Raw genomic sequence first — 21,468 nt, 5'->3', positions numbered from 1 at the left:
TCAGGGCGGGCCGAACACGGCCTTGACCTGTTCCGCGAAGAACTTCTTGTCGCGTTCCAGGAGCGAGGGCGACGCGTCGACGCGTGCCTTCAGGTGCGCCACCACGGCCTTGGCGACCTCCGGATGCAGCGCCTTCTTCAGCACGTTGAGCTGGCGCGGCACGTCCACGTCCGGATCGTCGGTGGGATTGGGCGGCGCGGTGCCGGTCTCGGGATGCGCATAACGACGCTCGCGCAGCTCCGCGAAGATCTCGGTCTCCGCGTACTCGTAGGTGTCGAAGAACTTCTGCCGCAGCACCGGATCGGTCTTCCACTTCTTGCGCTCGGCCTCGGGCATGCGCTCCAGCGCCGCGCTCATGATCTCGGTCGCGTAGGCCTTGCCGTACTCGAAGTGCCCGCCGAGCTCGTGCGCCACGTTGGGCCACACGTTCTTCGCGTCCTTCTCGGCCAGCTCCACCCATTGCATGCCGACCTCGAGCTCGTCGCCGAGCTGCGCGCCGAAGTAGCCCTGCTCCAGCGCGTCCTTGGGGTCGAACTTCAGGCGCTTGCCCTTCATCACCGTCTCCAGCTCGGTGCCGGCGACGCTGGCCACGACCTTCTTCCAGGCGGCATCGGCGCGCTTCTTCCAGTCGTCCTGCACCTTGGGGTCCAGCTTGGTCCAGGCATCGGCCGGCTTGGGCGGATCGGCGGCCTTGGTTTCGCTCTTGATGATGTCGTCGACGGTCACCGTCGGCGGCGTGACCGGCGGCGGCAGGCCCGACTTCTTCGCCGCCTCCTCGGCCTCCTTGCGCTTGCGGTCCTCGGTTTCCTTGCGCTGCTTCTCGAGGAAGTCGTACTGCAGGCCGCCGAGCCGGTTGATCTCCGCCTCGCGCGCCTTCTCGGACTCGGACTTGCAGCGCTGCAGCCGCAGCCCGCCGCGCGTGGGCGGGCCGCCATGGCGCACCGGCGGGCCGGCGCTGCCCTTGCCGTAGAGCGTCGACAGCGCGCCCAACGCCGAGCGGTCGGCCTCTTCCTCCAGGCCGGGCGTTTCCCCCATGTCGCGGCCCGCGTCCGGCGCCCGCGCGCCGTCCTGCTGCGCCACGTGGGCCAGTTCATGGGCGATCAGCGCGTCGCCGCGCGGCGTGCCCGGCTGGAACTCGCCCGAGCCGAAGGCGACATCGCGGCCGATGGTGAAGGCCTTCGCGTTGAGGCGGTCCGCCGCCTGCGCGGCCGTCGCGTCCGTGTGCAGGCGCACATGGCCCAGGCCCATGCCGAGCGCGGATTCCATCCGTCCCCGCACCGGGCCCGGCATCGGCTCGCCGCTGCCCAGCCCCGCACGGACCGACGCCGGATCCGCCCATCGCGCGCCGCCGGGGCGCGCCTTGAAGAACATGCCGCCGAAGACCGCCAGCGCGCCGCCGCCGGCCATCGCGGGCAGGCCCGGCAGGTCCGGGGGCGCATCGATCTCGCCGGTCCTGGCCCAGACCTGCGCGCTGCGCCGCACGCGCGCCGTGACCAGGCGGATGCCGTCCTGCGCGTCGCGCGCGCCGCGGGTCTCGGGCGCGTATCGCTGCAGCGCGCGCTCGACGTCGCCGCTGCCACGCTCGGCGTAGTAGCCGAACCAGTGGTCGATCCACGGGCAGCCCTGGCTGTCGCGTCCCGTTCCGCTCAACGCCGCGTCCACCGCCACGCAGACATCCCCGCGAAGCGCGGCGAGGAACTCGCTCTTGCGCATCTGCCCGCCCGCCGGCTCGGCATCGTCCGCCACTAGCAGCGATGTCGGCCGGGCCTGCGCTGCGCTCGCCGCGGACCATCCGGCCTGCTCCGGCCGATGCCAGTCCCCGCCTTGCATCACCGAGTCGGCGATGCGGTCGGACTCGCGCTCGGCGCCCTCATGAAGGGGCTGCGCGGGCGCCGCACCGGTGGACGCGCGCGCGAGCGACGACGAGTCAGCAGCGCTGCGCGTGGCTGCGGCTACGGACTGAGGCGAGGATCTTGCTTGGCTCATGACGTCACGCGGGGCCCGACGCAGAGGCGCGGGTCACAGAATCTGAATCAACTTGGTCTTCGTCCCGGTGCTCCAATGCCGCTCCTGGGCAAAGACCTTGTACCCAAGGTCGCGCGGCAATTGGCGTCTCAACTGCTTCGCGTACTCGATCGTCTTTTCCAGATGCAGCCCTTCCTCCTGACCGATCGCGCCGGGGATCTTTGCCAGGGTGCCTGGCCTGGCGGTGATATCGCCCACGATGATGGTCTTGTCCGCATGGTTGATCCCGATGAGATCCGGACGAGCCCGCTGATCGGTGAACATCGAACTCAGTCTTCGGCCACCGACCCTGGCGTCGCCAAAGCGATTCCTCGGGAAAGTCTCATAGCCTTTGCCCGCGAGCTCGGCGGCCCAGTCCTCGACCTCCATCGACTCGATGCCTGTCCCGATGCTCGCGGCGTCCTTGCCATGCCCCGCGTCCCTCGTCGCCTGAAGTTCCTCAAGCGCTTCACCGGTGTCTTGGGGCCCCTGCACACTGGAGCTCCGGACTGAACCGGACGTCCCTGTCGACGTGTTGGACGGATGCACCTTCGGCGTCCTGAGGTCGGCGACGGTCGTCGGCGTGGTGCGGGCGCCGCTGACCATGCGCGATTCCATGTTGGTCGACACCGTGCCGCCGACGCCCTTGCCCACGCCGGCCGCGGCCTGCTCGCCGGCCGCCGCCTCGCTGAAGACCGCCACCAGCGCGTCGAAGGCCTCGACCGCCTTGTCGACCACGCCCTTGAAGAACTTGAGCGCCCCATTGACCGCCTTGCGCAGCAGCGCGCCGGCCTCCAAGAACACGCCCTTGATCCATCCGAACGCCTGCACCGCCTTGCCCGCCACGAACTCCGCGGCCTTGCCCACCAGGCTGGCGCCCTTGGCGATCAGGTTGCCGATCGCCTCGCTGAACACCAGCATCAGCACCTGCGCGACCAGCGTGCCGACCACCTCCCCGATGCCCTTGCCCATCTCGTAGAAGTCCTTGCCCAGCAGGTCGAAGATCGCATGCGCCCCGCTCGCGCCCATGTCCCGCGCCTTGGACTGGGCCATCTGCATCAGGTTGTCGAGCAGCCCCGAGAACTTCTGCACCGTGCCCTTGGGATCCGTCACGAAGCTCGCCAGCGCACCGCCCAGTTCCCCCATCAACGCGTTGAGCCGGACGTTGAGCTCCGCGATCTTGCGTTGCCGTTCCGGACTCACCGCGATTCCCAGCGGCGACCACTTCGCCAGCCACTCCAGCCCGGACAGGCCGAGCTTGACCAGTCCGACCACGCCCTTGACCAAATCGGTGATCGGGCTGACCAGGCCGATGACCAGCCCGACGAGGTAGCCGCCGTAGAACCTGGCGGCGTTCCACGGCACCATCAATTCGGACAGATGCGCCTTGGCGGCGTCGGCGCGGCCCGCGCGGACATCGGCCTTCAACCCGCCCACGAATCCCTCGAGCACCGCCTTGATGAACGGCCAGGACGCGTCGCTGGTGGCCTTGCGTCCCACCGTGTCGATCAGCCCGGTTCCCAGCGAATACGGCGCCTCTTCCTCCGGTGCGCACTGGATGCGTTGCACGGGCAAGGTCGGCACGTCGGACGCCAGCAGCGTGCGGGCATCCTGCTCGTGCGGGGAATCGGGCGCATCGACCACCGGTTCCCGCGCCGCCACCGCCCAATGCTGCTGCGCGACGTGGCGCAGTTCGTGCCGCAGCAAGGCCCGCCCTTGCGGCGACTCCGGCGCATACCGTCCCGCGCCGAAGGCAATGTCGCTGCCGACCGTGTAGGCCGACGCATGCAAGGCGCCGGCGGCGGCATGCGCCCCCGGTCCGTCATGCACGCGAACGTGGCCGAAACCGAAGCCATAACGCTGCGCGGCCTCCTGCTGCACCTGGGGCGGCAGGGGCCGCCCTCCCGCGCCACGCAGCGCGTCGACCGCGCGCTCGGAGGGGGCCTTTCGCGTGGGCGTTCGCACGGTCGTCCTGCCGTCAAGTGGGTCGGGCCGGATCCGCCTTTGTCTTCGTCTCCGCTTTCGTCCCCGCCTCCGTCGCCGACCCGGGCTGGGTCTCCGACCGCGTGCCCTCATTGCAGTTCCACCAATACGGCCCCGTCGTTCGCAGCTGCCGCCGGCAGGCGCAGTTGTCCGGCGCGCTCACCTTGCCTTGCTCGTCCACGGTGACCTTGGCCAGCACCACCCACGGATCGGTCGGGCATGGCGGGCAATCCGGGATGGCGCCCGGTTCCGTGAACTGCGCCATCGACGGCGGCGACGCGTGCGACTCCGGGCAGGCATCGAGCACGCACAGCTCATAGCCGTCCTGCCAGCGCGAGAACTCGCAACCGGTGTCGTCGCAGCCGCAGCCCACCGGCTGCACCCGCACCGGCCGCGCGGCCACCTGCCGGTAGCGCACCGCGACGAACAGCGGCGCGCCGGGATCGCGCGTGGACACGGTGCGGTCCGGGCACAGCGGGTCGATCGCGATGTCGTCGCAGGCATCGCCGCTGACCGCCGACACGCAACGGGTGCGGAGGTCGAAGCACACGTCGCGCTCGATCATGATCTCGTCGCCCTGCGGCCCGAGCAGGTAGCCCGGCTGCACCACCACGCGCCAGGCCTGCGTGCTGGCCTCGACCCGGGCGCCGCACACCACGCCCCAGCCGTGCAGGTAGCGGTTCATGCGGCGCAGCCGGTCGCGGAAGTAGTCCTGCCCCAGCGTGAGGTCGTCGGGCGTGATGAGCTGCCGGGGGAAGAAACGCGGCCGCTCGATCCCGCCGCGCGCGCCGGTGCCCGATCCGCTCGTCGCGGTGCCTCCGCAACCCCCGCCGCAACCGCAGTCGCCCGAGCCTGTCGTCATTGAAGCCATGGTCGTTCCTTTCAGTACTTGCCGCCGCGCCGGGCCTGCGACTCATGGCTGAGCGCCAGCACCAGTTCCCACAGCACGTCGGCGCCGTAGACGATCGGCCGGACCGCGATGTCGATGTCCGACAGCTCCAGCGTCTGCCCCGCCGCGGGCAGATGCAGGTTGGCCAGCGTGATGCAGCCCGCGCCGGTGTCGCAGTCGCAGGGTCGGCTGACCCATTCCGCCAGCGCCTGGTAGTTCACGCTGTTGCCCTTGATCAGGCCCGGGATGTCGGCGTCCACCGGGATGTGCGGCGCCTTGCCGGGTCGCAGCACCAGCGAGTAGCCCTCCCGGATCGCCCCCGGCGCGCAGCGCGTGGCGGTGTCGCAGCCGCCGGCCATCACCGGCTCCGGATCGGTCCGGCACTCCTCGTAGCAGACCACCAGGTGCATCCAGTCGTCGTCGCAGTGGCCCTCGCCATCACGGCCGCCGTTACGGCCACCGTTGCGCTGTCCCCGCGCGGCCGCGGCGGCGTTGGCCGCGGCGCCGGTCGGCACGGGGTCCGACTCGGACTCGGCCGGCGGCGCCGCGCGCGACGGCACCGCCAGCGGCCTGGACCGCGACGGCACGACGATCTCGCGCCCCTGCTTGTCCAGCGCCAGCCCGGCCATCACGACCACGCTGTGGTCGTCCTCGCCCAGTTGCACGTCCAGCCCGCACACCACGCCGAAGCCGGCGACCAGGCGGTTGAGCATCCACTGCTTGCGCTTGAAATAGGCCTGCTCGGATTCGAAATGACGAACGTCGAGCAATTGACCGTGGAAGTAGCGCGGACGCGAAAAGCTTCGCAGCGCCTCGCATTCGACCGATTCGTCTCGCATGTGCCTTCTCCTGATGGCCATCAAAGTTGCGCCCGCGCACCCACGCGGCTGTCCACGCCCAGGCGCGCGCGCGGCTCCCCGCCCAGCACCAGCGCGCCCTCGCCCAGCGGGCCCGGCTCGGGCGGACCACCCCCCAGCAGCGTGTCCACGCCCAGGCTCGCCTGGTATCCCACCCGCAGCCCCGGCGCGATCGCGCACAGCTGCCACAGGGTGTGCGCCGGCTTCTCGCGCTCGACGATCTCCCGCACCCGCGCCAGCGTGTCGGCGCAGTGCAAGTCGCGCGGATAGAGCCGCACCAGGAAGCGGTAGGCCGCCTCCTCGAACAGCGGCGTGCCGAAGGCGTCGGACGCGATCAGCCGCGACCGGTCCAGCGTCGCGGTGCTGCCCAGCACCGCGCCCGGCGGCTCCGACGCCGGCAGCACCGTGTTGAACCCGAGCACCGAATCCCCGCCGTCGGCCCAGGTCCCGGCCTGTCCCGGCTTGCAGGAGCTCGACGGCGCCGGCAGCGCCCACCAGCCCAGCGCCTGCAGCGGTTCCTCGATCACCGCCCGCACGCCGGCCTCGTCGCGCAGCGCCTCGCCCAGCCCGGCCGCGGTGCCGCGCCGCGCATGGCGCGCCCAGGCGCCGGCGATCGACGCGCGCCGCGTGGCCTCGTCCTGGGTCTGCGACAGCGGCACGGCCAGGAACCCGGCCAGCCAGTCCAGCGCCTCGTCCGGCGCACCCGCCGGATCCAGCAGCGCCGGCAACTCGCCGGTCGTCGCCTCGATCTCGCGGAAGAAGCTCTCGAACAGGCTGAGGTAACGCAGCAGGAAGTTGTCCCGCGGCCGGTCCGGGTACAGCGACGGCGGACGCTCGCGGTAGATCCCCGGCAGGTCCGGCAGGTAGCTGGCCTGGTCGAAGTCCACGCGCGCCTGGCGCAGCACCGGCGTGCCGTGCAGGTCGTTGGCGAAGCGCGCGCCGATCCACAGCGCCCGCTGCGGCCCGGTGTCGTCCAGGTCGATGAAGAAATCGGTCACGTCGGCGCCGACCGCGCGCCACGGCGCGGCGAAGAGCCCGTCCGCCGTCGGCGGCGGCACGGGCGCGGCCAGCGCTCCCGTCGCGATGTGGAAGGTCACATGGCTGCCCGCGGGCAGGGCGATGCTGGCGTGCAGCCGGTTCCAGACGTGATCGAGCGTGTCGACGGTGATCGCGTCGCTCCACAACCAGCCTTCGGCCGCATGGCTGCCTTGCAGCGCCAGCCGCAGCGGCGCGAGGCCACCGCCAGGCGAGACCCACAACGCGCCGTCGCCATCGCTGCCACTGCCGCCGCTTGCGCTTGCGCGACCGTTGATCGCGAGCGCGGCGACCGGCCCTTCATAGCCCGCGGCATCGCCGGCGTGGAAGAAGGACCCGTCCTGACCGCGCGACCAGACCGCGATCCGCCGCCGCCCCGGATCGCCGATGAACAGCGAATCGCCGGACACCGCCAGCGCGATGGCGCCTTCGATGCCGGTGGGAATGCTCTCCATCGGCGCGCCCTGCGGCGTGAACGCGGTGACCTGATGCGTCTGGGCGTCCAGCACCCACAGCCGTCCGTCCGACCACGCGATCGCGCACGGATGATCCGCCTGCCCGCTGGCCCGCACCGCGTCGCCGAAGGCAGGTGCCCGGTCGCCCCACGTCGTGATGCACTCGACCCGACCGTCGCCCAGGTCGGCGACGTAGAGCTGCCCCGCCTCGTCCAGCGCCAGCGACACCGGCAGCTGGAACCCCTCCAGCACCTCCACCAGCGCCAGGCTGCCGAGGTCGAAGACCTCCACCCGGTGGTTGCCGGCGTCGGCGACATACAGCGCGCCGCGCGCCGGCGCGATCGCCAGCCCCGCGGGCGCATCGAAGCGCGTCGCATCGCTGCCCGGTCCACCCAGGCACGGCACCGGGCCGATGGCGCCGAAGCAGCCCTCGATCCACGACACCACGCCCCCCGCGGGATCGGTGAAGAACACGGTGCCGCCGGCATCGACGGCCACGCCGCCCTGCGGTTGCGCGTCGGCGAGCGTCCCCAGCGCCGCGGGCAACTCGCCCTCGAACGCCGGCAGCGCCGCCAGCCGCAGCGCGCCATCGTCGCCCCGCGCGAGGCCGTGCCAATGGAAACGCGGCCACAGGCCGTCCTCGTTGAGATGACGGAAGGGTCGGAGGTCCGGTGCGCCCATGGCTTCAGCCCTCCACCCCGATCCACTCGATGCGCCACTCGTCGCGCACCTGCTTGAGCAGCTGCTTGCGGAAGTCCTCGCTCTGCGGATCGGGATCGTCCGCGCCGGGCGGCAGGCTGGCCAGCAGCGAGTCCGGCACCAGCATCGAGAACTTGAACCCGGCCTTGTCCGCCGCCAGCAACATCACGAAACCGTCGACCAGGCGCACCACGTCGCGATCGCCGACGTCGAAACTGAAATCGCGCCGGCCCAGCACCTGCGCCGAGTAGCAGGGCATGGTCCGGAAACCGGCCGAGGTGGTGTCAACCACCGCCTCCAGCTGCAGCCCGAAGCCCGAGGCGCCCGCGCCGGCCGCCGGCATCGTCCAGGCCGGCTTGGCGACCAAGCCGCTGGCCACGTAGGGCTGCGCGGCCGGCCGCGCGTTGCGCCGCTGCGCCAGCGACAGCGGCTGCTCCAGCCGGCAGTTGAGCACCTGCGCCCGCGCCAGGCGCAGCTGGGTGCCGTTGACGACCGCGTCGCGCAGCTTCGCATCGGTGGGCAGGTAGTCCGGCGCCGGGCCGAGCCGCACCCAGCAGAACACCGGCGTCTCGCGCAGCCGGATGGCGCCGCCGGTGGCGCCGCACGCGCCCTCGCGCGTCTCGGCCACCTCCAGCGCCTCGGTGGGATAGGACACCGTCAGGTCGAAGAACACCGGCGCGCCGAAGTCGTCGCCGGCCACCGGCGGCACCGGCTGCACCACCGCGTCGGCCAGCACGATCTCGCGGCCGCGGGCGTCGATCGCGTAGCCGGGCTGGATCGAGACCTCGCGCGCACCCTTGGTGCCGGTGGTGGCGAACCCGGCGCCGATGCCGGGCTGGTGCAGGCTCTGGTTGTGCAGCCAGCGCATCTGGCGGTTGAAGTCGTCCAGCTCCTGCAGGTCCGATGCGAACAGGCGCTGGCCGTTGAAGAAGCTGCTGCGCTCCGCGAAACGGGTGTCACCGATGAGGGCCATGATGTCCGGTTCCTTCCTCAGGGGTCAGGCGCAGGGATCGCCGGGTGTCTGCCCGGGGCAGTCGGTCACGGGCCGGAACTCCTGCTGGCAGCCGAACCAGCGCACCACCAGCCGTTTCTTCTGCGCGAAAGTCACGAAGGCGGCCGGGAAGTCGCTGTTGAAGCTGGTGATCAGCGACAGCGTCTCCGGCCGGAAGCGGTAGGCCGGCGTGGTCGCCGGCGTGACCGCGTACAGGTGCAGCTCGGCGTCGATCGGATACGGCCAGGCCGCGCGCGACTGGTAGACGCCGGTGTTCAGGTCCAGTCCGTACAAGGTCGCGATCGCGCGGCCGTCCAGTCCGCCGGCCGAGTCCATCCGCACCAGCGGTTGCCAGGTGGCCGGGAAGTCCATGGGCCGTGCCGGGTCCCAGGTCAGCGCCGCCGGCCCGACCAGCCCGCCGTCGATCCAGCCCTGGTCCACGATGCCGTCGCCCTGCGCCAGCGTGGGCCGCACCGTGACGGTGTTGCCCACGATCTGCTGCACGTAGGCGCCGTTGGAGACATCGGCGTGATGGACCAGCAGCCCCGCGACGTCGTTCGGGCCGAAGACGAGGTCGTCGGCGACATCGAGCTCCCGGGGATCGGCATCGACGCGGGTGATCCGCGCGCTGTCGCGCCAGTGCACCGTCGCGAGCCGGTCCCCGGTGGCCAACGCCCCCGGCGACCCGGACAGCACCAGGTCGACCCCGACGATCGCCACCACTTGCGCCACCGCGCTCTCCAGCGTCACGCTGCCAATGAGCGGCCAGGCCATCACGCAGTCGCCGACGGCGAAGGCGGCGGACTCGGCCAGCGTGATCCGTGTCTCGTCGGTCTGTTGCGCCACCACCGTCGCGACGCGGCCGAAGCGGCCGACGGCCAGCAGGTCCAGCCGGCGAGCCGTTTCCACCAGCGGCGACCCCAGGCCCAGCAGCGTGCCCGTCACCGCGGCCACCGATGCCGGCGGCGGCGACTCGGCGCCGTCGGCCACGCGCAGCCGCAGCACGTCCTTCACCCGCGCGGCGCTCGCGCGTCCGACGCGCACTTCGTTCGGCCGCTTGGGCTCGAAGGCGTCGATCGTCGTGGCGCAGCACCAGTCCGCCGCCACCAGCCGATCGCCCACCGCCAGTCCCAGCCCGGCGCTGAGCACCAGCGCCTTGCGCTTCTTCACGATCTTGTCCACGACGGCGACCAGGGACAGGTCCCGCATCGGCGCCACGACGTCGCCCACGGCGAACGGCGCGACGTCGCTGACGCCCACCTCGCTGCTGGCCTTCGGGACCAGGCGCTGGATCGTCAGGCCGCCCGACAGCGGCACGGCGCGCGTCAGCGTGGCCACCTCGGCCGCCGTCGGCGGCGGCTGCAGCTCGAGCTTCACGCCGTCGCTCACCGTCACTTCGGGCGCCGTCGCCAGCGGCTGCCGGTCCGCGTCGAGCAGCACCGCCCGCGCGCCCTTGCCCAATCCCTGCGGCGCCGACTTCAGCTCCAGCTGCAGCGACTTGCCGTCGGCCGACAGCGTCGCGCGCTTGATGTCGATGGCGTCGGTCATCCGCGCCACGTGCAGCCCGTCGCTTTCCTTCCAGGCCGGCGGCGGCTGCTCCACGGTCATCCGGCCGGCGCTCACGCCGTCGATCAGCGCGACGGCGCCGTCCGAGTCACGGTGCAGCACGTCGCCCTTCTTGATCGCCGGCGCGGCGGTGTAGTCGGCCAGCATCGCCGCGCTGTCGTCGGGCACCGTCACCACCTCGGCCAGGCGCGGCAGGTTGCCCAGCGCCAGCACGCTGTCGTTGACGCGCACGCCGTCCAGCGGCGCGGCGAGCGTCACCGTCGATCCCTCGGCCGCGGTCAGCGACACCGCTGTGCGGGCCCGCGGCCGCAGCAGCGCGATGACGTCGTTCGGCTTGAAGACGGCGGCGTCGTCGAGGTCGATCGAGAGCTGGTCGCCGGCGCCTCGCCGGATCGCCGACACCCGCGTCTGGCCGTACCAGGCGGCGACGCGGCGGCGCCCGATCTCGGCCATCAGCAGCCGGAAGGTGAAGCCGTCGACGGCCGGATCGGCCACCTCGGGGAAGAAGGCCGGCGCGAACTCGGCCTTGGCCAGGTTCCAGCTGCGCGCCTGCACGTTGGCCACATAGCGCGGCACCTCGGTGAAGCCGCTGGCGGAGGTGTCGACCCGCGTCTGCACGCCAACCACCTTGCTGACGATGCCGCCGTGGCCGTCGGGGGACTCGACGATCCACGGTTCCCAGGGCGTGCCGCCCTCGACCGTCTCGCCGCGCGCCAGCCGCGGCCGGGCCAGCGGCCGGACCCGGGGCGGGCGGAAGTCGGTCTTCAAGCCGCCGTCGTAGCGGGCCAGCACCGCGCCGTCCGGCGCCTCGTTCGCGGCGATCGGCACCCAGGCCAGTTCCACGTCGCTCTCGAGCAGGCGCGCGTCGTCCAGGACGCAGCCGGGCTCGTCGGGCACGCAGCACGTCCCGCTTCCGTTCCCGCCGCCGCGGCGCGTGGCGCGCAGGCGCAGCACCAGCCAGGCGGCCTCGGTGGGCAGCGGCACGCGGCGCGCGCGCTGCAGGATCAGCTCGCGGCCGCGGCGGTCGTAGGCCAGCCCGCAGGCGACCTCGATGCCGGTCACCTGGCCGGTCCCGTCTTCAGTCACTTCAGCGCTCACCAGGCCGAAGGCGATCCCGCCCGTCTCATGCAGCGCGCGGTTGTGCAGCTGGCGGCGCAGCGCCTCGAAGCGCTGCTGGTCGCGCGCGTCGCGGCTGCGCAGCGTCTGGCCCTGCCAGTACTGCAGCCGTTCGAGATCCCGGCGGTACGGCGTCGACATGTCAGGCCACCTCGATGTTGTGGCGGCCGGCGGCGACCAGCCAGTCCGGACGCAGGCAGACATTGCCGCAGCTCGGCGCGCAGCCCTCGGCGATGAGCTCGAGCGCGATCACGTGGTCCACGCCCGGCGTCTGGTCGATCACCTGCATCACCTCGGCGCGGTAGACGTCACGGCCCAGCGGCCAGCCGGCGGCGTCGGGGCCGCCGCTCACCGGGTCGAAGAATCCGTCCAGCGCCGCCGACACCTCGGTGGCCAGTCGCTGGCGGTCGATGCCGTCCAGCGCCTGGACGCGGGCGCGGACCGCCACCTCCAGGTAGCCCGGTCCGGCCACGACCACGCGCGTGCCGAGGACCCGGCGCCTCTCCAGCCGCGCGGCGACCCGGTCGAGGACGCCGCGGCTCGGGAACGGCCGGCCGAGCGGCAGGAATGGCAGCACGATCACGGTGACCATGCCAGGGGCGTTCACGCAGGCCAGGCCGGGACAGAAGTTGGGCAGCGCGATGGCGCGGGCCACGCGCAGGCCGGGCGTGGCGAGCGCGAGCGCCTCGAAGTCCTCGCGGGTCACCGCGCGCAGGCGGGCCTCTCGCTGCTCGATCGCGCGACCCAACGCATGCGCCAGCGTCTCGGCCGGCGCGGCGTCCTCCAGCACGATCGGCACCCCAGCGGCGATCCGCCCGATCGCGCCGGCGTCCGGCAGGAACACGCGGTTGCGCGGGCTGTCGGACAGCCCGTCGATGCGCGCGACCGCCGGCGCCGGCCGCGTCCACGCGTGGAACGCGACCATCTGGCAGCCGCGCGGCAGGACGCGACCCCGCTCGCCATCGCCACCGACGACCTCGCCGCTGGTCGGATCGAGCGTGAAGTGGGCGTCCGAGCGCGACGAGGCGCTGAAGTCGTCCACCCGGGTCCAGGCGCGCGGATGGCCGTCCTCGACGGTGAAGAGCCGCAGCGACGCCTTGACCACCGGCCGCTGCGCGAGCGTCAGGCGTTGGGACGGCTCGCCGCTGCCCGTGCCGGCGAGCGTGCCGTCGACGGCCAGCAGGCCCGGGTCGGTCGCGCTTGCCGCGGTGTAGGCGAGCACGGTGAAGACCGGCGCCTCGCCCGAGGCGTCCACCGACAGCGCGACGACCCGCCCCTGCTGCAGCGTCAGGCGCAGCGCGGCGCCCTGCCCGGGCGTGATCGGACCGCCGGTCACGACGGTGCCGGGCGCGATCGGCCAGGAGGTCCAGACCGGCGTCGATTGCTCCAGCTGGACGCCATTGAGCAGCAGCCGCCGCAGGCGCGGCGCGGCATCGAAGGCGCCGTCGACCAGCCGGGCCCGCACCCAGCACTGCGGCTGCGCGACGCGGCCCAGCACGGACGCCTTCATCGCCGCGCCCGGCCGCAGCCGCAGCGCGCCGTTGAGGCTGAACGAGCGGGTGCCGTCGTCGACCTCCAGCGGCAGCCAGCGGCCGGCGGCGCCGTCGTCGGCGAAGTACTCCCAGACCAGGCGCGCGCCGTGATGGACGAGCGGCGCGTCGATCGGCGCCTCCTCGGCCAACCGGGCCCGCTCACTCAACCGCGCCTGATCGCCCTCGATGCAGACGAACACCTGGGACCACCGCCCCGCCGGCAACGCGCGGTCGAAGCCGATCTGGCATTCCGCGCCGACCGCCGGGTCGTCGCCGAAGGCGGCGAACGGCTCTTGCCGCGACCAGGCCGCCGTCAGGTTCTGGAACCCGGCCGCGTCCTTGCGCTGCACGGCGCGCAGCGCCGCGTCGACGACCTCGACCGGCGCGGTCGTGCGCAGCGGCGCCGCGGTGGCGTCCAGCCGCATGCCGTCGAACTCGGTGCCGGCCGGCAGCACGACCGGCGACGGCCCCGCCGCGATGCGCAGCTCGCTCACCAGCGTCGCGGGCCGCGGCGGCGCGCACCGGATGTCCATCAGCGCCAGCAGGCGCCGCTTCTGCGCGTCGGTGAAGCGGTTGAGGCGGTAGAGGTCCGTCTCGGCCACCGACGCCAGCAGCTCCATCAGCGTGATGCCGGGGTCCGATGCGTTGTGGTCGGTCCACGCCGGCGCGACCAGCGGGATCAGCGCCCGGCCCTGTTCGACCAGGTCCGACCAGCGACGATCGTCGAGTTGAGGCAGGGGGATGCTCATGGCGTCACGCTTCCGATTCGTCCAGGCGCAGGACCAGGGTCCCGGCCGCCACCACCGCGTCGTCGGGCACGCGTACCGACTCGCCCTGCGGCACGCCGTCCAGGACGAGGTCGAGCGCCTCGATGTGGTCGACGCCCGGCGTGCGTTCGAGCTCCGCCGCGACGTCCGACACGTACACGTCGCGCCCCAGCGCCCAGCCGGTGCCCCCCGGGCCGCCGACCACCGGATGCAGGAAGCGCTCGAGCGTCTCGCGCACCGCGCGCTCGACCACGCCGGCCTGGCTCGGATCGAGCGGCACGATGCGGGCCGACACGCCGACCGGCAGGTAGGTCGGGCCGGTCACATGGATGCGGTGCAGCGCGGCAAGATCGGCGGGCGCGCGCGCCTCGATGTGGCGGCGCACCTGTTCGCGCAGGCCGAACGACGGCTGCGGCCGCGCGTCCAGGCTGCCCGGCACGATCAGCACCGTCACCCAGCCCGGCAGCGTCCGTCCGCCGGGGCTGCGGCCGGCGATGGCGCGCACCATCTTCACCGCCGGCGAGGCCTCGACCGCCAGCGTCTCGTAGTCCGAAGGCGTCAGCGCACGGCCGCGGTGGCGCACCGTGCGCGGTCCGCGGTCCAGCACCGCCGACGGCGCTTCGCCGTCCGCGCCGCCCTCGGCCGCGCGCGGGTTGAAGACCGCCTCGATGCCGGGCACGACGCCCAGCAACTGCGCGATCGCGCGGGCCGGCACGTTGCCGCGGGAGCCACCGCCGACGCTCATCCGGCGCACCAGGATCGCCGCCCCGGCCGGCGGCACGCGGCCCGACACGCCGTCGCCGAAACGCACTCGCCCGCTGGCGCCGTCCAGCGCGTAATGGCGGTCCGTCGGCGACGAGAAGAACAGCTGCTCGCGCCGCTCCCACAGCACCCAGGCCTCGGTGACCTGCTTGTGCCGGTTGCGGGTCAGCCGCAGCGGGCCGAGCGACACGCTGGGCTCGGTCGACTCGACCGCCAGCAGCCGCTCCAGCCGGCCCAGCACGGCGCTGTCGCCCTGCCACAGTTCCATCGCCAGGATCCGCCACTCGACATTGGCGCGCGCGCCGCCGAGCTCGCGCACCTCGAGGCGCTCGCCGGCCAGCACCGGCGTCTGCGTCAGCAGGAACACCTGGTCCGGCGTGCCGTTGCTGGTGCCCAGGGGCAGGTCGTGAAGCGTGTGGCGCTCGCTCGCCCACACCGCGTTGACATGCAGGCCGGCGAAGACGGGCTCGCCCGGCGGGCCGTCCTCCTTCAGCCGGGCGCGCAGCCAGTGGCGCGGCGTGCCGAAGCGCGCCAGCTCGGCGTCGTCCGCCTGTGCCAGCACGTTGACGATGCCCGGTCGGCGCAGCGCGCCGGTCTCGTCGTCGGCCGGCGTGCGCGTCCAGGCGTCGCCGTTCCAGTACTCCCAGACCAGCGCCGGACCGGCCGGCGTGTCCGGCGCCTCGACGACGTCGACGAACAGGCCGAGCTGGTCGACCGGCGGCGCCTTGTCGAAGCCCAGGTAGAGCGCCGGGGTCAGGTCGCCGACCCGCTCGAACGGCGCGAAGGTCGTGCCGGGCCACATCGCCTCGGCGGTGCGGTCGACAAAGCGGAAATCGTTGCGGGCCAGCACGCGTTCCGCGTGGAAGGGCCCGTACTGCCAGGTGTAGCCGATCGAGAACGCGCCCAGCACCGGCGGCTGCGCGACGACGTAGGTGAAGGTGTTGACCGCGCCGCCCGCGGCGTCGGCGTTGAAGCCGACGGTGCGGCTGAAGCCGTAGGAGCCGCTCTGCAGGCGCACGCGCACCCAGCGCGCCTCCTGCTGATTGACGCTGACCGGCGCCATGTCGATCGGCACGGTGAAGTCGATGACCTCGGTGCGGTCGAGGTCGCGCTGCGAGCCGGCCAGGCTCGAGCTCACCGGCAGCGGCGCCCACAGCCGGCCGTTCCAGTACTCCCAGTCGAGCTGGTGCGCCAGCGCGGCGGAACCCGCGATGGCGCCCTGGTCCTGCGGCGACAGGCTGCGGCCGACGAACAGCCGCACCTTCGCCAGCGGCTTGCCGAAGGCCTCCTCGCTGGTGAAGTAGAAGGCCGAGCCCGGCTGCGGCTGCTGGCCCAGCGGATAGAAGGGCTTGCTGACGTCGAGCGCGGCGCCGTCGGCGAAGGCCTTGTCCGGCGCCAGGCCGGTGACCGACAGCGTCAGGTCCACGACGCTCCGAGTGGCCGACGGCGCGGGATGCGCGTGCCGCGAGGCCTGCGGCGCGGTGAAGACGATGCCGGCGAAGGCGACGCTGAACAGGTAGTCGCGCGTGAAGTTGACGTTGGCGATCAGGTAGGCGCCGGTCTTGCCGGTCGGCTGCGAGGTGTAGGCCGCGCGCGTCGGGTCCGCCGGGTCGGTCAGCCGCACCACCGCGCCCTCGACCGGCTGGCCCGCGTCATTGCGGACGATGCCGCCGAGGCTGTTGGGCGCGGACGGTACCGGTGACTCCGCCGCGATCGCGAGGATGCCCGGCGTGCCCTGCCCCGTCTGGGTCTGTGGCGCCACCGGCTGGCCGACCGCGATGCGCCCGCGCAGCGCGCCGTTGACGGTGCTGGACAGGCGGATCGTGTCGACCTCGGGCAGCGACTGGCCCGGATCGGGCGGCAGCGACTCGTCGAGCCGCGCGCGCAGCCAGTAGCCCTCGATGCCGTTCACCGTCGTCTTGCCGGCGGAAGCGCAGTCGGTCACCAGTTGGAAACTGCCGCTCTGCGTCAGACCGTTGGTGCTGTCCACATCGGTGACGACGGTGTCGACGCCCTGGTCGTCGAGGTCCTCGTCGTCCTCCCCGTCCTCCTCGTCACCGGCGACGTCGCTCGTCGCCGAGCCGCGGCATTCGGTGCTGGTGTCGATGAACCCGCGCCAGGTCGCGCCGTCCCAGTACTCCCAGACGATGTCCAGCGGCGTGGTCGCGTCGTGCTGCAGCTCGAACTCGACCGACAGCTTGACCCGGCCCGACAGCGCCAGCAGCACCGGATGGGACAGGTAGAGCTCATGCGGCGTCGGCCGCAGCAGCCGCGCGGCGAAGGGCTCGACCGGCTGGCCGGCGAGGTAGGCCGCGCCGTGGTCGACGTACTGGTCGCGGCCGGGCCACAGGCTCACCAGCTCCACCAGGCGACCGGCGGTGACGCCGACGGCGCGTTCGGTCTCGAACAGCACCTGCTCGCTGCTGCCGGCCGGCGGCGGCGCCCCGACCGGCGTGCGGGCCGGCGCCGAGCCGCCCGTCGCCTGGTCGGAGAGCCGGAACACGACCGGCGCGCGCGCCTCCTGCGCGGGCACCAGACTGAGCCCGGCGACGTCCAGGAAACCCAGCTTGAGCTTGTCCGGCACCTGGCCGAGGCGTTGCGTCAGCGCCTCCAGGTAGCGGGCCGCGATCGCGGCCAGGCCGGTGCCGGCGCCACGGTCCGCCGCCAGCCATTCCGGCGTGTAGCCGGCGCGGCGCGCGAGCAGCTGCGCCAGCAGCGCCGGCGCATCGCGGCCGTCGAGTTCGACGCGGGGCGGGGTGTTCACTGCGCCGATCCTTCCTCGAGGTAGAACGGGTAGACGAGGTTCGCATGCGAGTTGGTCGCCCGCACGCGGTAGCTCATCTCGATGCGCACCTTGCCGGTGTCGGCGACATCGGCGACGGCGGTCACCGCCGTCACGTCGATGCGCGGCTCCCAGTCGACCAGCGCCTCCATCACGCGCTGGCGGATCGCCTCCAGCGTGGCGGGGTTCAGCGGCTCGAAGACGAACGCGTTCAGGCCGGCGCCGAAGTCGGGCCGCATCACGCGCTCGCCGGGGTTGGTGCCGACGATGATCAGGATGGCCTGGCGCACGTCCTCGTCATAGGCGGCGGTGGCGGTCTGGCCGGCTTCGATGCCGACCGGGAACGCCCAGCCCTGGCCGAGGAAGGTGGACGGCGTCTGCGCGGCGGCCATGGCCTCAGCCCCCGATCTCGACCAGCGGGCAGCCCATCACGATGGGCGCGCCGCAGCCGCTCATGTCCCCGACGCGCGCGGCCGGCCGGCCTGCGATCAGCACCGTGGCGCTGCCCTTGGCGATCGGCGTGGGCGGATGCGGGCCGGCGGTCGGCGGCATCGAGCAGGCGTGCAGGTCGCCGACGACCGCGGCGGGCATGCCGCCGATGAGCACCATCGCCACGCCGGGGCCGGTGATGACGCCAGGATGACCGGTGGGGTCGCCCACGCGGGCTGCGGGAGGCATGGTGTCGTCCCTCCGTCAGTTGAGCTTGATCGGCAGGCCCTGCACGCTGCAGGGACCGGCGGACTGGATGTTGACGACGCTGCCCTTGATGTCGACCTGCGTGCCCTCGAGCGCGATCTGCAGCGCCTTGAGCTCGATCTTCAGCGCCGACTGCACGGTGATCGTCTGCGTCTTGTTGTCCATCGCGATCGACAGCGTGCCGGCGGTGTTCTCCAGCTTGATCTGCAGCGGATCGATCGTGACCTTCTGGCGGGTGCTCGTGGTGATGGTGATGGACTGCAACGCGTCGTCGAACTCCACCTCGTGGCCGACGCCGCCGGCCAGGCCGGTCTTGATCAGGCGCTTGACCAGGAAGTCGCTCTGCAGCGTCAGCGGCGGGCGGTCCCGGGTGCTCCACAGCCCGCCCAGCACGTAGGCGGCCGCCGCGTCGTTCTGCGCGAAGGCCACCAGCACCTCGTCGTCCACCTGCGGCACCCAGATGAAGCCGCGGCCCGAGCCGCCGCCCATCGACGGCAGCCGGCACCAGGGCTCCATGCCGGGGATCGACGGGATGCGCACCTGCACCCGCCCTTCCGACATCGCGTCGAAGTTGCTGGTCACGACGCCGGGTGAGATCGCGAAGCCCTCCTTCAGCGATTCGACGCCGAGGTGGTCCAGTCGCTCGAAGAGTTGTTCATCCATGGTGGGTGTTCCTGCTCCTGTCGCCGCTCACACGGTGAACTGCCCTTGCAGCCGCACCAGCCCGCCGCGCCCCTTGGGCAGCGGCACCGCGCCGAACCACACTTCCTTGCGCGCCTGGAAACTGGTGCGATAGCCGCTGCCGTCCAGCGTGTGCGTGGCCGAGGTGATGCGGTACAGGCCGCCGAACTGGTCGCCCAGCCCCTCGAGGTTGACGACGCGGCTGGCCTTGATGCGGGGGTCGCCGACGGTGCTGCCGGAACCGGTCAGCCGGTTGTTGAGCTTGGGCAGCAGCTCGGTGAGGATCTTGGACGGGGCGGTGGCGTAGCTGGTGGGCTTGATCGTGGTGACCTTGCCCGGCGCGAGCAGCTCGCCGAGCTGGCCGCCCGGCGTGATCGAGAGCTTGAACATCGCGCGGTCGTAGTCCCAGTTCAGCGCGATGGTGAAGTCCATCTTGATGCTGTCGACCCAGACCTTGGCGGCCACGCCCTCGATCTCGCCCACGGTGGTGATGCGCGGCGTGAAGTCGGTCAGCGAGGCGCCCCACTTCAGCGTCAGGCTGGGCGCGTAGTCCTGGATCAGGAACTGGAACTTGAGCACCCGGCCATGCGGCTCGGCCGTGTGGTCGATGTACATCTGCCAGCCGTTCTCCTTGGCCACCTCGCTCAGGAACTGGAAGTCGTTGACGCCGCTCTGGCGCCGCACGCCCATCTGCGCGAACTGCGGGAAGCTCAGGTAGGTGGCCAGGCCCACCAGCGTCGACAGCGTGCCGCCGACCGGGTCCAGCGCCGGGATCAGCGCGTTGGTGCCGGCCACCAGCGCCGCCACCGCCGAGTCCGGCAGCGGGAAGTTGCCCACCGTGGGGATCTTGATCGCGAAGGCGCGGTCCTTGGTGCCGACGGTGAGCCGCTGCAGGTAGTCCTGCGCGGTGAGCCGGATCATCGGGATGCCGCTGGACGGGAACGAGGGCTCCACGCCGGTGATCTCGCCGACGAAGACTTCCTCCAGCGGCCCCGGCGCATACCCGAGCGACAGCCGGAACTCGTTGTTGACCTGCAGCAGCGGATGGTCCAGCCACTGCAGCGAGGTGTTGGCGATGCTCAGCTCGACGCGGTCCGCGCCCTCCATGCCGTCGGTGTGGCTCAGGCTGACGATCGAGGCGCGCAGCGCCGCGGGGATCGTGTCGCCGTTGATGCGGATCGTGCATTCCGGGGCGAGGCGGCTCATGAGCTCACCTCCCCGGTGGCCGGATCGGTGAAGGGCAGCGCCGGCACGCGCAGCGCCTGCCCGGGCACGAGGCTGCGCGGATCGTCGATGCCGTTGACGATCGCGATCGGACGCCACAGCGCCGGGTCCTCGTAGAAGCGCCACGCGATCGACTGGAGCGTGTCGCCGCGCTGCACCGTCCAGCCCTTGCTGAAGTCGGCCGTCTGGCGGTTGACCTCCTTGGCCTCCCGCTCCGGATCGATGAACTCGCTGAAACTGACGGTGATGCGGGCCCGCGTCGGCCGGCCGTCCTCGAGGAACTTGATGAACTTCTGGTTCGCCCGCGTCAGCACGCAGCGCAGCTGCAGCGAGCCCCAGGCCACGCGCAGCACCGGCGGCGCATGCAGCTCGGAATCGATCTTGAGCAGGTCCACCACCTTCTGCGTCTGGCCGCGCACGTCGGCGCGGGTGTCGGTGGTGTCGAAGAACAGCTCCATCTCCAGCGTGCGCAGGTTGCCGTGCACGAACTGCAGGATCGGCGAGCCCAGCCCCGGGATCGCCTGCGAGGCGAAGTTGTTGTCCTTGTTGAGGCTGTACTCCTCGGGGTTGAACATGACGTCGAACTGCGCCCCGGTGTGCTCGACGGTGATGCGGGCCTTGGCCAGTGCCATCGCTCAGACCCTCCCCATCCGTTCGCGCCAGGCGACCAGGCGGCGGTCGATCTGCTGGATCACCAGGCCGGTCAGCGCGTCGACGTCCACCGCGGGCGCGGCGGGTGCCTGAGGCGGCGCGCTCGGCTGCTGGCGGGCGGCGGCCTGCACGGCGGCCTTCGCCTCGGCCTCGGCGGCGCGCGCCGCCGCGCGTCCCGGCGCGGTCAGCACCGCCGCGGACGGGGCCGGCGGCAGTTCCTCGCGCGTGGCGCCGCGGCGCAGGCGCGTCGCGATCTGCGCCGCATGCGCGGCCGCGACCGGCGCGATCGGCTGGACCCCGGCACGCAGCACCGGCGCGGACGGCGACGCCGCCAGCATCGGCCGCGCGGTCGCCTCCCTGGCCGGCACGAAGAGCGGCGCGGCCATGCGGTGCGTCATCGGCACGCTCGCCATCTCGCCCGGATGTCCGGGCGCGCCGTCCGGTCCCGCGGGTCCGGGCCGCCCCGGGCGGCCATCGGGTCCGGCGCTCGCGATGGTCATGCGAGGGGTCTCGGCGGGCGCCTGCAGGGCACCCACGGGCATCGGCTGGCGCAGCACCATCGGCGCCGCCGGCCGGGCGCGCAGGCTCAGCGGGAAACGCGCCGTGACCGCCAGCCGCAGGTGCTGGTGGATGACCGGTCCCGCGTGCGCTTGCACGACGGTGCCGGCCGCGCCGGCGCCGCGTCGCAGCGCCATCTCGCCGGCCGCGCGCCACGCGTCGACGCGGCCATGCCGCGCGCGCAGACGCCCTGCCCATGCTTGCCATTGGTTCACGTCGA

15 protein-coding genes are annotated in these 21,468 nt (G+C 72.5%); all 15 read right to left on the bottom strand.

Annotation, left to right across the window (positions count from 1 at the left end):
- The 15 genes from BM393_RS09990 to BM393_RS09920 are packed head-to-tail and all read right to left on the bottom strand — an operon-like array spanning position 1 to position 21,463.
- On the bottom strand, positions 1–1,986 hold the full coding sequence (locus BM393_RS09990) for a DUF4157 domain-containing protein (protein WP_141225283.1): 1,986 nt from the start codon (positions 1,984–1,986) through the stop codon (positions 1–3).
- Positions 1,987–2,019: 33 nt separating this feature from the next.
- Positions 2,020–4,080, bottom strand: coding sequence for a DUF4157 domain-containing protein (locus BM393_RS09985; RefSeq protein WP_091724620.1), 2,061 nt, complete (start codon positions 4,078–4,080; stop codon positions 2,020–2,022).
- Complete coding sequence (locus tag BM393_RS09980) at positions 3,983–4,858, bottom strand: hypothetical protein (protein ID WP_175538270.1); 876 nt, start codon at positions 4,856–4,858, stop codon at positions 3,983–3,985. Before BM393_RS09980 ends, BM393_RS09985 begins: the two co-directional genes overlap by 98 nt.
- A gap of 11 nt (positions 4,859–4,869) precedes the next feature.
- Positions 4,870–5,715 carry a hypothetical protein gene (locus BM393_RS09975; protein WP_091724619.1) on the bottom strand — a complete coding sequence of 282 codons (846 nt, stop codon included), beginning with the start codon at positions 5,713–5,715 and terminating at the stop codon, positions 4,870–4,872.
- A gap of 20 nt (positions 5,716–5,735) precedes the next feature.
- On the bottom strand, positions 5,736–7,904 hold the full coding sequence (locus BM393_RS09970; RefSeq protein WP_091724618.1) for a phage tail protein: 2,169 nt from the start codon (positions 7,902–7,904) through the stop codon (positions 5,736–5,738).
- A 4-nt stretch (positions 7,905–7,908) separates the two neighbouring features.
- Entirely contained in the window at positions 7,909–8,895 is a 987-nt protein-coding gene (locus BM393_RS25695) for a hypothetical protein (protein ID WP_175538269.1), read from the bottom strand.
- A gap of 24 nt (positions 8,896–8,919) precedes the next feature.
- Positions 8,920–11,736 carry a hypothetical protein gene (locus tag BM393_RS09960; protein WP_091724617.1) on the bottom strand — a complete coding sequence of 939 codons (2,817 nt, stop codon included), beginning with the start codon at positions 11,734–11,736 and terminating at the stop codon, positions 8,920–8,922.
- Between the two features lies 1 nt (position 11,737).
- The gene (locus tag BM393_RS09955) at positions 11,738–13,876 is read right to left on the bottom strand and encodes a baseplate J/gp47 family protein (protein ID WP_091724616.1); all 2,139 of its coding nucleotides are present in this window, start codon (positions 13,874–13,876) and stop codon (positions 11,738–11,740) included.
- Between the two features lie 4 nt (positions 13,877–13,880).
- Positions 13,881–17,420, bottom strand: a complete 3,540-nt coding sequence (locus BM393_RS25940) for a putative baseplate assembly protein (RefSeq protein WP_217648407.1) — start codon at positions 17,418–17,420, stop codon at positions 13,881–13,883.
- A complete protein-coding gene (locus BM393_RS09945) occupies positions 17,417–17,830 on the bottom strand; it encodes a GPW/gp25 family protein (protein ID WP_091724615.1) in 414 nt (137 codons plus the stop codon). The genes BM393_RS25940 and BM393_RS09945 overlap by 4 nt, the downstream gene beginning before the upstream one ends.
- A gap of 4 nt (positions 17,831–17,834) precedes the next feature.
- Complete coding sequence (locus BM393_RS09940; protein ID WP_091724614.1) at positions 17,835–18,116, bottom strand: PAAR domain-containing protein; 282 nt, start codon at positions 18,114–18,116, stop codon at positions 17,835–17,837.
- 15 nt (positions 18,117–18,131) lie between these two features.
- The gene (locus BM393_RS09935) at positions 18,132–18,797 is read right to left on the bottom strand and encodes a phage baseplate assembly protein V (protein ID WP_091724613.1); all 666 of its coding nucleotides are present in this window, start codon (positions 18,795–18,797) and stop codon (positions 18,132–18,134) included.
- A gap of 27 nt (positions 18,798–18,824) precedes the next feature.
- On the bottom strand, positions 18,825–20,021 hold the full coding sequence (locus BM393_RS09930) for a phage late control D family protein (RefSeq protein ID WP_091724612.1): 1,197 nt from the start codon (positions 20,019–20,021) through the stop codon (positions 18,825–18,827).
- Positions 20,018–20,671, bottom strand: coding sequence for a LysM peptidoglycan-binding domain-containing protein (locus BM393_RS09925; protein WP_091724611.1), 654 nt, complete (start codon positions 20,669–20,671; stop codon positions 20,018–20,020). The genes BM393_RS09930 and BM393_RS09925 overlap by 4 nt, the downstream gene beginning before the upstream one ends.
- Positions 20,672–20,674: 3 nt before the next feature.
- Positions 20,675–21,463 (bottom strand): hypothetical protein, encoded by a 789-nt coding sequence (locus tag BM393_RS09920; RefSeq protein ID WP_091724610.1) that lies wholly within the window; start codon positions 21,461–21,463, stop codon positions 20,675–20,677.
- Positions 21,464–21,468 lie beyond the last annotated feature (5 nt).

Source organism: Mitsuaria sp. PDC51, from assembly GCF_900113225.1.
GTDB lineage: Bacteria > Pseudomonadota > Gammaproteobacteria > Burkholderiales > Burkholderiaceae_C > Roseateles.
Note: the sequence above shows the minus strand (reverse complement) of the source record. Positions and strands in the feature narration are given on the sequence as shown.